General features: G+C 49.3%; 8 protein-coding genes. All 8 read right to left on the bottom strand.

The window, feature by feature from the left end; genetic code table 11:
* Positions 1-17: 17 nt before the first annotated feature.
* Complete coding sequence (locus tag JOD20_RS08665; protein WP_204754886.1) at positions 18-299, bottom strand: hypothetical protein; 282 nt, start codon at positions 297-299, stop codon at positions 18-20.
* Positions 299-2,986: a serine/threonine-protein kinase gene (locus JOD20_RS08660; RefSeq protein WP_204754885.1), complete on the bottom strand. Its 2,688-nt coding sequence runs from the start codon at positions 2,984-2,986 to the stop codon at positions 299-301. The genes JOD20_RS08665 and JOD20_RS08660 overlap by 1 nt, the downstream gene beginning before the upstream one ends.
* A 193-nt stretch (positions 2,987-3,179) precedes the next feature.
* A complete protein-coding gene (locus JOD20_RS08655) occupies positions 3,180-3,803 on the bottom strand; it encodes a class I SAM-dependent methyltransferase (protein WP_204754884.1) in 624 nt (207 codons plus the stop codon).
* 132 nt (positions 3,804-3,935) lie between these two features.
* Complete coding sequence (locus JOD20_RS08650) at positions 3,936-5,123, bottom strand: acyl-CoA dehydrogenase family protein (RefSeq protein ID WP_204754883.1); 1,188 nt, start codon at positions 5,121-5,123, stop codon at positions 3,936-3,938.
* 391 nt (positions 5,124-5,514) lie between these two features.
* Positions 5,515-6,381 (bottom strand): HNH endonuclease, encoded by an 867-nt coding sequence (locus JOD20_RS08645; protein WP_204754882.1) that lies wholly within the window; start codon positions 6,379-6,381, stop codon positions 5,515-5,517.
* 346 nt (positions 6,382-6,727) lie between these two features.
* On the bottom strand, positions 6,728-10,213 hold the full coding sequence (locus JOD20_RS08640; RefSeq protein WP_204754881.1) for a tetratricopeptide repeat protein: 3,486 nt from the start codon (positions 10,211-10,213) through the stop codon (positions 6,728-6,730).
* Entirely contained in the window at positions 10,210-11,454 is a 1,245-nt protein-coding gene (locus JOD20_RS08635) for a GGDEF domain-containing response regulator (RefSeq protein WP_204754880.1), read from the bottom strand. The genes JOD20_RS08640 and JOD20_RS08635 overlap by 4 nt, the downstream gene beginning before the upstream one ends.
* A 37-nt stretch (positions 11,455-11,491) precedes the next feature.
* On the bottom strand, positions 11,492-12,430 hold the full coding sequence (locus JOD20_RS08630; protein WP_204754879.1) for a carbohydrate kinase family protein: 939 nt from the start codon (positions 12,428-12,430) through the stop codon (positions 11,492-11,494).
* Positions 12,431-12,447: the final 17 nt, after the last annotated feature.

Below are 12,447 nucleotides of genomic sequence, written 5' to 3'. Positions count from 1 at the left end.
CAGGCTCCTTGATAGGTTTAGAATAGCTTGAAACGGCTAAATGCCCAACCTTGGAACAGAAAAATCGCGCCAACAATTGCAAAAACCGTTGGATAGGCAATTTTAACAATATCGAGCATAATCACGATCCCTGCCCAAACTAAAAACGCCGCTCCAATGCCAAGGCTCATCTGGCTAAATAATTTGCGCAGGTCGGCCACCCGACCAGAACGATTGGCGAAAAACGTAGTTGCTGCGGCCATCCAAATGATGCCGCAGCACATGATAACTGCTGGAAGTGTAAGAATCAATGCTCGCATTATTTTAGTTTATCCAATATAGCTTTTAATTCGGATTGATCATTATACGATACCGAATCGATTCCATCTTCGAGCACTTTGCGCGCCTCTTCGATATTGCCTTTGCCTTGGTAGCAATAGGCTTTGCCGATATAGGCGTTTTTAAGCGAGGAATCGTATTCGAGTGCGGTACTATATTGATCAATTGCCGCATCGTAATCTTTCCTATTGTACAAGACATTGGCTTTGCCGAGGTAGGCGGTCGCAAAATCGGGCTTGAGGTCAATTGTTTGTTCGTAGAGCTTCAAGGCCTCATCATAATAGCGGGTTTCATAGTAGGTATCAGCTAGCCCAGCAATCGCATTTGGGTAATCGGGATCGCGCTCTAAGGCCTTTTTGAAGGTTGCAAGCGCTTTATCGGTATCTTTGGTGTCGTAAAGATAGACATAGCCCAAATCAACATAGACCGAAAGCCACGATGGTGCGCCTGCCAAAGCAGCCTCATAATCGCGAATCGCAGCCTCATAATCGCTCTGCGGGTCGCTCGAATTGTTGCGGCCAAGCCACCAATTGGTCAACGCGCGGCCATTCAATGCATTAGCATCTTTGGGATTACGCTCAAGCGCCTGATCGAAAAATTGCTGCGCTTCTTCATATTTGCGTTCGTAAATTTGCGTCCAGCCCTTGCCTGCAAAGGCCAAGCCATAATTCGGGTCGAGCGCTAAAGCATCGTCGAATGATTGATAGGCTTTGGCAAAACGCTGCTCAGCGGTATCCGATTCGCCCAAGTAGAGCGCAACTCGCCCTTGTTCTGCATAAAAATAGCCAATATTATTGCGCAGCAACGGCAATTGTTCTTGCAAACCAATCGCCCGATTGAAATTATCAATCCCATCGACGACATATTCTTTGCCAGCTCCCGCGTCGCGGCTGGTTTCGTCTTGATAGACGACCCACTGCACATAGCCTTTGGCGCTATAGGCCATGGCTTGTTCAAAGCGCGACCGATTGGCGGCCAGCTCAATCGATTTATCGGCATCGGCCAAGGCTTGCTTGAGCAAATCGCTATCGCCAAGTTCGTTGCCAACATCAGAGCGAGCAGTGGCCCGCGCTACATAGGCCAACGGATTATTGCCATCCAAGCGTACTGATTCTTCGGCCTCGGCCAAAGCATCATTATGCTGGCGATTATCTGAATGCACTTGGCTGAGCCACGCATGACCACTCGCTTGATTCGCATCAAGCGCAATTGCTTTGCGAATAGCCTCATTTGCATCAGGTGTTTGGCCCCGCATCAGATAAGCAATCGCCAGTTTTTCGTGCGCTTCGAAGCTCTCATCATCAGCAGCGGTTGCTTCTTTGTAGAGATTAATCGCTTCGATCAAGCCGCCACGCCGTTCAAATGCTGCATCGCCTTGGGCAATAATATCTTCGGCATCGCTGCTATTGGCCAAAATAATGCCTACGACTGCCGCAATTAACAACAAAACGCCTACACCAATCCAGATCGTCATTTTTTGCTTGTTGGGCTGGGCCGAAGCGGGTGGCGCATAGGCCGCCAGGCTTGGTTGGCTAATTGGCTGCTGATGATACTGCACGGTTTGGCCGGTTACCGGCATAATCGCTGGCTTGGTAGCTTGGGTATTAGCCGCCACATAGCCATCATACGGCGATTGGTTGTACATTGGCACTTGTTGATTGCTTGGATTGCTTGGGTAGCTAGGCCGAATTTGCTGATTGCTCAGCGGCGTTGGCTGATAGGGTGGCACAGCCGCCTGTTGGTTACTCATCGGAGTTGCTGGGTAACTTGGCGTTGGCGCATACTGTGGTTGTTGGTTTGGCACAAAGGCTGGCGTTGCAGGAATGTTTGGCTGCGCCCCATTGTTGGCTTGGCGCAAGGCCTCAAAAAAATCAGCAGCGGTTGCATAACGTGCTTCGGGCGTGCGTGCCAAAGCTTTCATCAACACATCTTCAACCGCCGAACGCATCGTTGGCACCAAATCGCTTGGTGCTCGCGGTGCCCGAATAACCCGCGCCAACAGCACTGCTTGGGGATTATTGGCCACAAATGGCATTTGCTTGGTCAGCATTTCATAGGCCATAATTGCCAACGAATACAAATCGCTGGCCGCACCCACTGCCAAGCCTTGCGCCTGCTCCGGCGACATATATTCAGGCGTGCCCATCACCGTACCAATTTGGGTTAGCCCAGAGTCGCTGCTGCCACCACGTGCCAAACCAAAGTCGGTCAAATAGACCCAACCTTCTGGCGTGAGCATCACATTCGAGGGCTTGATGTCACGGTGAATGACACCCTTTCTATGGGCATAATCGAGCGCCTTGCCAATTGGCTCAAGCAACTCCAGCACGCGATTGACCGACATGGGGGCTTCTTGCTCAATATTTTCCTTGAGCGTGTTGCCCTCAATGTATTTCATCACGATATAGTAAAAGCCTTCAGCTTGGCCTGTTTCGTAGATTGGCACAATATGGGTATGTTCAAGCCCAGCTGCTGCCCGAGCCTCTTGCTGAAAGCGTGCAATATAACTTTGGTCAAAGGTCATCTCTGGCGGCAACAATTTGAGTGCCACTGTGCGATTGAGGTTTTCTTGGTAGGCGCGATAGACCATCGCCATCCCACCCTGACCAAGTTTATCAACAATTTTGAAATGATTGAGCATGCGCCCAATCAACTGGGGATCTTGCATATAAAAAGACCTCACAATAATTCATTGTGTCGGCTCAGTCTAGACGATCTCAGGGCTTTTGTGAATAGTTGCAGGGGCGAGTAAGCTGAGATTCTGCTGAGAGTATGTTGGCGCTTCTACGCACTTGGTTGGAGTGGTGTTTCAAGCGCTGCAATTAATGGTGATTGTTAGCACAATCTCTGCCAGCGTTCGCCTATTTGTGCCAGCGCAACGTGAGCAAACGCGGGGGTTGATTCAGATCATCGGTATGCCAATGTTCGTGCAATTGGCTCAACTGCAAGCCAGCCTTGGCCGCCGCCAGCAAAAAATCGCTGATATGATGGGTAAAAGCCGGAACCTGAATGATACCTTCTTGGCCTTGGAAGCGAGCTTGCGAGCCTTGATACTGGCGAAACGGGTGTAATTCAGAAACGACTAATTGCCCGTTGACACTCATAGCTTGGCTGGCTTGAGCGAAAAAATGATCGAGATCGGCCAAATGCTCAAGCACCAAATTCGTCACCACCAAATCGAAATGGCCGCTAGCAACTGGCCATGCTTGAGTTAAATCGGCCTGCTGAAAGTGCACATGGCTTGCGTTGATTTTGCTGCGGGCTTGTGCAAGCATGCCTGCTGAAAAATCGAGCGCCACTACTTCAGCGCCAAGCGTGCTAAAAAACTGCGTATTTTTGCCCGTGCCACAGCCCAACTCCAAAATTGCTTGATACTCTTGGCCCTGCAACAGCTCACGCATCAATTGCTGATCAAGGTCGCGGGTTCGGTTATGGTCGCTATCATAGCTCGTGGCCCATTGATTGTAGGCATTTTGAATCGACATTGGCTGCTCCTGTAATCTATCAAGCTGTGAGCATATCCAACAGTCGCCAATTCAACATCGGCCATTTGATGCAATTTAACGCCCAATCGCAGACCAAGTGGCCTGCGATTGAAAACCCGAATTGATGGCGATTTAGACGAAGGCGGCCACACCAGTAATTTCGCGTCCAACGACGAGCGTATTGATCTCGTTGCTGCCCTCGTAGGTATACACCGCTTCCATATCAGCAAAATGGCGGGCAATATGGTTTTCGAGCAACAGGCCGTTGCCGCCAAAGATTTCGCGGCCCAGCGCCACAATTTGACGGGCCTTGGCCGAATTGTTCATCTTGGCCAGCGACGATTGACCATCGGTCATCAAACCTTGGTCGCGCAGCACGCTCAAGCGCCAGGTGGTCAATTCCATGGCTACAACTTCGGCCAACATCTTGACCAATTTTTCTTGAATGAGTTGATAGCCAGCAATTGGCTTGCCAAATTGCTTGCGTTCTTGACTGTAACGCAAAGCCATTTCGTAGGCAGCTTGGGCATGGCCAACGCCTTCCCAGGCAACACCAAAGCGAGTGTTGGCCAACACAACCGCAGTATCTTTGAAGGAGCGGGCTTTTTCAAGCCGATTGCTAGCGGGAATGCGACAATTATCGAGTTTGATTTCGGCATTCCACAGCGCGCGCTTGGCAATTTTGCCGTGCATCACGGTCGCTTCAAAACCAGGTGTATCTTTTTCGACCAAAAAGCCACTAACTTGGTTGGTTGCTTCATCGCGTGCCCAAACAATAATCACATCGGCAAACGAGGCATTACCAATCCAGCGTTTTTCGCCGTTGAGCACATAGTGGTCGCCTTCAAGCCGCGCTGTAGTTTGAATATGCGAAGCATCTGAGCCGTTATTTGGCTCGGTGAGGGCGAATGCGCCAATTTTTTCCATCGAGGCCAATTTGGGCAACCAATATTCTTTTTGGGCTTCCGAGCCACAATAATAGATACTCGACATGGCCAAGCCACTGGTTACGCCAAAAAAGGTACAGACCGAGCCATCGACCTTGGCCATTTCGGCAGCAACCAAGCCGGTTGCCACGCTCGATAAACCTGGGCAGCCATAGCCCTGAATCGTGCCGCCACAGACCTTGAGTTCAGCCAATTTGGGAATCAATTCGAACGGAAATTCGCCCTTCTCCCAATATTCGTTGATGATTGGCTTAACTTCACGCTGCATAAAGCTGCGCACCCGATCACGGACTTCGCGCTCTTCAGGCGTTAACAGCAAATCAAATTGGTAGAAGTCCAAGGCGGGATCGTTGGTATGCTCTTGCATCGTCATTGATGGATCTCCTTCTATGATTTTGCGTCGGATCGAGGATGACGCACTGCGTTATTACTATACCACAGTTTTGGAAAGGATGAAGGATGAAGGATGAGGGATGAAGGGAAAATCAAAAGGCAAAGGCAAAAGTCAGAAGGCAAAAATCAAAAAGCTGTTTTTAACCACGAAGAACACGAAGAAAGGCTTTAACGCAGAGGCGCAGAGGGAATGAGGCTATTGGCTATTGGCTTTGATCATGTGGATTCCAAGCAATTTCCGCAAGCCTATAGCCTAGGGCCTTTCGTGCAATTCGTGGCGAAAAATCTAAACCTTCGTGCCCTTCGTGCGCTTCGTGGATCATTGCCCCAAATCGCGTAGCAGTTCCGCTGCTCTAAAAATAATCAAGAGTTTATTCAAATTTATGCATACTTTTTGCCCATTCTTGATGTATTCTCAACGCATTTCTTGATATACGAACACGATTCCTAATAGGATCAATTACTTGAAATTGGTGCATTTGGTTATACTCAGATTTATACAGTTCGATAGCAATATGGACTTTTAAACTCTCATAATCGATATAAATATAACCTTGATCGAAGAGGTTATGTATATCTGATCTTAACAATAAACCATTTGATAAAATATTAGTATGAATTCCTTTGTAAGGTAAAATATGCGCAGCTTCAAGAATAGGTAGAAATTTACATTCCGTAATAACACACTTGCCATCAAATACTTCTATTAACTTTTTTCTAAATTCGGGCTGTCCTTGTCTAATAGTTATATTTTTGATAGCCTTCTTGCGTAGATCGATTTGATAATTTTGTAGTATGAAATCGTCTTCATTTTTTAGTTGCATTTCCTCAATAGGAGAGAAATTCATCTTATCATCTTTGTTTTCATATAAACTATAATTTTCATCAATAAAATAAAACAAATTACTTTGTTTATTAAAATCTGAAAATCTATTTTGAAATAATATAAATAAAGATTCATAATATTCATCACCTAATGGATATTTTCTTATAGACCTCAATATCCAATTGTCATTATTATTTATTTTCTTATATTTATAAAAATATCTAATAAAATTCTTTTCAAGCATATTTTGAATATTTGGTAATATATATTTATGAAAAACAACTTTTGCTGTACTAGTATCAACCTTGATTGCAGACCTAATCATTGTGATAAAAAAATCGTAATTTACAATATCTTCAAAAAATATATCAAGGAATAATGCTTCTCTAATTTCTTTATCTTTTATTAACATAATAAAAACCTTATTAATAAAATCTCATTAATCCTATTCTGAATAACTTTATAATCTGGGTCTAAACCAATGAGCATTCGTGCTCTTCGTGTCCTTCGTGAATCAATCCTTTAACACAGCGGCGCAAAGGAAGTGAGGCTATAGGCGTTAGGCGTTGGGCTAGCAGAACACCATCAAGAAAATCTGTGGCATCTGTGACGAAAATAACGATAATTCGTGCAATTCGTGGCGAAAAATCTAAACCTTCGCGCTCTTCGCGTCCTCCGCGGTTCCGTGCTTCGTGCGATTCGTGCGCTTCGTGGCTAAAAACGAAACCTTCGTGACCTTCGTGCGCTTCGTGGATCAACTATTGGCCCAAATCGCGTAGCCGTTCTTCTGCTTGCAAGCGCCAGCGATCATCGGGGCTGGCTTGTTGGCTAATCAGCTTATAGGCCTCGCGCGCCAGATCAAGCTGGTTGGATTCTTCGGCGGTCAAGCCTTGATAATAACGGGCTTCGTGGAAATTGCCATTAACCGCTAATGCCCGTTCAAAGGCCTTAATCGCATCGTTGGTGCGATTTTGGGCGCGATAGGTTCGACCAAGCCAATATAAGGCCATCGGGTCGTTTTGATTGCGCCGCACCGATTGATCAAGCGCCTCTTCTGCTGCTTGCAAATTGTTTTGGCTCAAATAGAGTTTGCCTTGCAAATAGAGCGCTTCGCTATTTTGGGTATCGATTTGCGCTGCCCGCCCATAATCGCTAATCGCCGCCGCTAGTTGATTTTGGCGCTCGTTAAGTTTGCCACGCTCAAATAAGGCGCGACCATCGTTGGGCCGATAGCTCAAGGCCCGATCAAGCAAGCGTCGTGCTTCAGCATCATATTTAGCAGCTTGATCTGGATCATAGGCATAATTATTAATCGCCATATTGCTATAGGCGCGCCCAGCCCCAAACAACGCCTCGACATTATTCTGGTCGGTTGCGAGCACAAGATTAAATTCATCAAGCGCTCGCTCGTAGAAACCTTGCTCAACCAAGGCTTGGCCAAGCCAAAAATGGGCATTTGTGCTATTTGGCTCGCGGGCAAGGGCTTGATTGTAGTAGCCAATCGCCCCTTGCCATTCGCCGCGATCGGCGGCGGTGCGGCCTAAGCCAATATAGGCAGGAATAATCGTCGAATCGTTATCCAGAATTTCGTTATAAGCACTAATGGCCTCGTCGAAGCGGCGTTCGCGGCGAAAACTCTCGGCAATGCCAAGTTGGGCCTCGATATATACGCCGTCGGCATCGCGGGCAATCGCTGCCCGTTCCTGCTCGCGGGCAGCCTCAAAGCGGCCTTGCTCAAGGTAGGCTTGGGCCAAATAATGGCGCGATTCGGGCACATTCGGATTTAAGCGCACCGATTGCTCCAAGGCATCAGCGGCCTCGCTATACCGCCCAATCTCTATAAATTCGCGGCCCATATCCTCGAAGTTGCGTGGATCTTCGCCGCCAGCATCAATTGCCCGCTGATAGGCAGCGACCGCATTATCGGGCTGGTCGAGATAGCGAGCATAGAGCTGGCCCAAAGCCAAATGCGCTTCAACATAGCCGGTATTGATTTGGGTCGCAACCTGATAGGCTTTTTCGGCTCCAGCATAATCGCCACGATTTTGGCGCAAACGCCCAATTTCATAGGCAGCACTGGCATTGTTAGCATCAACGTTCAAGGCCCGCAAGAAAATATCTTCAGCAGCTTGATCTTGGCCAGCTTGGGCGTAAACCTTGCCTAATTCGACCAAGGCCGTGCTGTTATTGGCATTGGCCAAGGGCAATAAAGTGACTTCGGCCTCTGCCAAAGCCCCAAGCTCACGTTGGGTTGTGCCAAGCGTAATCCGCGCCCCAAGATTATCTGGGCGATTGGCAACAATCCATTGCAGATAGGGTAAAGCTGCGGCCCATTGTTTATCGCGCGTTTCCAAGCGTGCAGCCAAAATATAGCCTGGCGTGAAGTTTGGCGCGGCAGCCAAGGTTTTTTGCAAATAATCGCGTACCGCCTGATTGCGCTCAGGGCTTGGGCCTTCGGTGTTGAAACGGGTAATCGCCAAGCCATACCAACCCTCAGGCCGATTGGCGTTCAAGGTCGTGGCTTGGGTGTAATAATCCATCGCAGTTTTTGGCTCACCCAAAATCCGGTGTACGCGGCCTGCTTGAATCAAAATTGCATAATTCTGGTCTTGGGTTTTAGCGAGTGGATCAATCACTGCTTGGGCAAGCTCAAGTGGTGGATCATCGCCAAACATGCCATCCCACATGCCACGCAAACGGCCTTTTGGCTCAACCGAGGCCGAAATGCCTTCTTCGGTCATGGCCACTGCCTGCCAATAGCGTACTTGGTTGAGCAATTCAAAGGCTTGGCGCGAATGCGCTTCATGCACCCGCCCCGATTCAGGCAAGCCTGCGGCATCATCGCGGGCAGCAATTTGGCGTTGTTGAGTCGAAATCGTTTCAAGGGTAACGACCGCAGCATCGAGCCGTTGGCGCACAATCGTCAAGGTTTCGCGCGATAAAGGCGGCACAATTTCCAATTCCCACAACGGCTGATCACCATTGTTGACCAATTGGGCCATCTGAACCCGCGCGGTCATCAATTGCACCAACGGATCGTCGCTGGCATAGCCATTAAGATTATTGATGGTTTCGATCGCCTCGGCCAGTTGATTGGCCTGCAATTGGGCCTCAACCAAGGCCAATTTATTACTAATGCCGTTGGGATTCAGCTTGACTGCCAAGGCTAATTCGCCGACCGCCACTGCCGGATCAACGCCACGCAAGGCCAAAATACCACGATTCAGATGCAGCGCGGTAAGGTCGCTATTGGTGCCTTTCAGCCGATCTTGCGCATTATTAAAGGCTTGAGTGGCCTCGGAAAAACGGCCTTGCTCAAGCAACGTCACCCCAAGATTATTCCAGTATTCTGCTTTATCGGCGGTTTCCAATGCGCGGCGAAAATCGCCCTCGGCAAGGCTCCATTGCTCTTGCAAAGCAGCAATCGAGCCACGAATACCCAAGAGCAAATCAGGCCGCAGCGGCCCATCGACAGCATAGCGATCAAGCAAACTGTTGATTGCTTGCACTGTTTGATCGTAATCGCCAACTTGATAGAGATCGAGTACAACCAAAATTTCGCCAAGCAGGGCTTGGGCATTAAACGGCTGATCAGCCAAACTATAGACAAGCGGCAAAATCAGGCGTTCGCGCAGGCCCAAAGCGCGATCGTGGGGCAAAGGTTGACGCGGAGTCCAAAGCAATTGCGGCTCGATGCTGGCGCTATTGGCATCGCCACCAGCCACAATTGAACCCCAAATCACCACATCGTATTGGGGGCGATCGGGCAAACTCCAAGCACTTTGGGCATCGGCAATTGGCGTTTTGAGCACAGCAAATTGTAAATTGGCTGAACGCGCCTGCCACGCTTGAGCCATCGTGGTTGCGGCAGCAAAGCCTTCTTGGGCGGGCTGGCCAGCATTATTGGTAAATGGCGAGAGAATCACCCGCGCCCGACTGCTTGCAACTGGCTGGCTGCCAAAAAAGCCCAACAGATTTAAGCTACCAAAAAAAGCAACCAAGATAATCAGGAAGAAAATAACAACGCCCATACGACCACGAGATTGGACTTCATCGCGAACACGCACCGCCCACGAACGTTGGGTACGCAAATCGCGGGCACGTAGCGTTGGAGCCATAGCACCACTAGGCCGCGGCGTTTGGCGGCGTTGACGAATTGCAATCAAGCGTTGCACATGGCCAGTTCGATAGAGGTTATAGGCAAAAAGCCCGCATAACAACAGAACGAAAATCCATCCGATCATCGAGCCTCCAGCCGCACCAAGTGCAAAGCCAACGAAAGATACTCGTGAATAGGAATGGTCGGCTTCAAATTGGTCTGAATTTGAAGCTGGGCAAAGCGTTGCTCATCGTGTGATTGCTCAATTTTCAGGCTAATTTGTGGCAAGCCTTGCCAATGTTTAGGGACTTTCGGCAAGCGATCGCGATAGCCAAGCACGATTGCATCTGGCATAAACTCGCTTTCAGCGGTAACCACAAATAACGATTGTTGCTGAAGCAGATCGCTCAGCATATCAACCAAGCTCGCATCTTGGGCCAGCAAGCCAATGGTTGGGCCACGTTTGCGCCGATCTTGATCTTGCTCAATGCTCTGTGCGTTTGAGCGCCGATCAACCACATACACGCTGCCGGTTTGTTGTTTGGCGACCCGTTTCATTTCGGCAGCAATCCGGCTGAGATCGTGATAGCTTTGTGGCACATCGCCCCGATGCAAAACCACTCCAACCGAAAGAGTCTGGATTGGCACCGGTTTATTGCTGTTACTTGGGTCGTACAACGTCAAAATCCGTTGATCAAAGCGCCGAATTACATCTTCGCAGAGGGCATTAACCTGATCTGCAAGCGTAATAATTGCAAAATCATCGCCACCAATATGGCCAATAAACAAGCCCTCGTCGTTGTGCTCGGCTTTGATTTCGCTCAAAATGGTGGCCAGCAGTTTAATCACCAAATCGCCACGGGCAAAGCCATAGCTATCGTTATAGGCCTTGAAATTATCCAAATCAAGGTACAACAGGGCAAAAGCTTGGCCTTGGCGCAAACGATGGTTCACTTCTTCTTCGATTAAAATATTGCCAGGCAAGCCGGTTAGTGGATTGAGCACTGGCCGCCGCGTCGCCCGCAGCAATTGGGCACGCACCCGCGCCAGCAATTCGGGCATTTGAAACGGCTTGACGATATAATCATCAGCGCCCAATTCAAAGCCCGTCACCACATCTTCAATTGCCGTGCGCGCCGTCAAAACAATAATCGGAATATGCGCCAGCCGCGTATCGTTGCGCAATTGGCGAATCGCCTCGTAACCATCGATCCGGGGCATCAAAATATCAACGATCATCAAATCGGGAATATGCAGTTGGGCCTTGGCTAACAGGTCGCTGCCATCGTTGGCCAGAGTAACCTCATAGCCATGCTCAACTAAAATAAGTTCGAGCAATTGGCTTAGCGCTTCATTATCGTCAGCAACGAGAATACGTTCAGGCATACTGTTCCCAAGGCAGCACCTAGCAAAAACGCTAGGCTCAGATTAACAACTGGGCGTACAAGCTCTCTAGGCTCAGGTCGCGGCGCACGGTATCGGGCGAGGCAACTGTTAGCGCTGCGGCACTGGCTCCCAAGCGCACAGCCTCATCCAAGGGCAATTCGTTCATCAGACCAAACAAGACCGCCGCTGCCAAGGCATCGCCTGCTCCGGTTGCATCGACAAGATCGCGCACCAAGGTCGGAATATGGCCATGGCCATCGACCGTAGCATAGACTAAGCCTTCGCGGGCTAAGGTGATGATCGCAATTTCCACGCCAAGCCGCACCAACTCTTTGGCCGCAGCGGTCGCTTCTGCTGGCGAGGTTACTGGCAAGCCGGTTAAGGCCTCGGCTTCACGCTCGTTGGGCGTAATCAGATACATGCCACGCAAACGATCGCGGTAGCGGCCCGCCAAGCCATAGGCCACTGGCTCGAAGCAGACCGGAATATCTTCTTCGGCACAGATTTGCAGAATCACATCGGCGGTAGCCCGCGATAAGTTGGCATCAATAAACACCGCATCAGCAGAACGCAAAAGCTGAATATTATCCTGAATATATTCTGGCGTAACGGCGCGGGCACAATGGCTATCGTCAAGCGCCGTATACAACAAGCCATTGCGATCAAGCAGCGCCAAATAGGCTGCCGAATGCTGATCTTCCAAAATCATCATGGCATCGGTATCGACCCCAGCATCTTCAGTTTGCTGAATGATCAAGCGCCCAAATTCATCGTTGCCCACAGCGGCAATCAGGCTGCTGTGCGCCCCCAAACGGGCGATATTTTCGGCAATATTGCGTGCCACACCGCCAACACTAATCGTCAGCCGACCTGGATTTGAGGTTTTTTCGAGCATTGGCTCAAGCAAGCGCCCTTTAATATCCAGCCCAGCCCCGCCAATAACTACCACGCGCCAATCTGTATCAAAATGTTGCATGCCAGCCAACTCCCTGT

The sequence above is a fragment of the Herpetosiphon giganteus genome (genome assembly GCF_016907925.1).
Taxonomy (GTDB): Bacteria; Chloroflexota; Chloroflexia; order Chloroflexales; family Herpetosiphonaceae; genus Herpetosiphon; species Herpetosiphon giganteus.
The sequence above is the reverse complement of the archived record's forward strand: the minus strand, read 5'-3'. Positions and strand labels throughout refer to the sequence as shown.

Bases quoted from the DNA above. Each gene is read 5' to 3' on its own strand.
- JOD20_RS08665 (WP_204754886.1), bottom strand. From the start codon at position 299: ATGCGAGCATTGATTCTTACACTTCCAGCAGTTATCATGTGCTGCGGC.
- JOD20_RS08660 (WP_204754885.1), bottom strand. From the start codon at position 2,986: ATGCAAGATCCCCAGTTGATTGGGCGCATGCTCAATCATTTCAAAATT.
- JOD20_RS08655 (WP_204754884.1), bottom strand. From the start codon at position 3,803: ATGTCGATTCAAAATGCCTACAATCAATGGGCCACGAGCTATGATAGC.
- JOD20_RS08650 (WP_204754883.1), bottom strand. From the start codon at position 5,123: ATGACGATGCAAGAGCATACCAACGATCCCGCCTTGGACTTCTACCAA.
- JOD20_RS08645 (WP_204754882.1), bottom strand. From the start codon at position 6,381: ATGTTAATAAAAGATAAAGAAATTAGAGAAGCATTATTCCTTGATATA.
- JOD20_RS08640 (WP_204754881.1), bottom strand. From the start codon at position 10,213: ATGATCGGATGGATTTTCGTTCTGTTGTTATGCGGGCTTTTTGCCTAT.
- JOD20_RS08635 (WP_204754880.1), bottom strand. From the start codon at position 11,454: ATGCCTGAACGTATTCTCGTTGCTGACGATAATGAAGCGCTAAGCCAA.
- JOD20_RS08630 (WP_204754879.1), bottom strand. From the start codon at position 12,430: ATGCAACATTTTGATACAGATTGGCGCGTGGTAGTTATTGGCGGGGCT.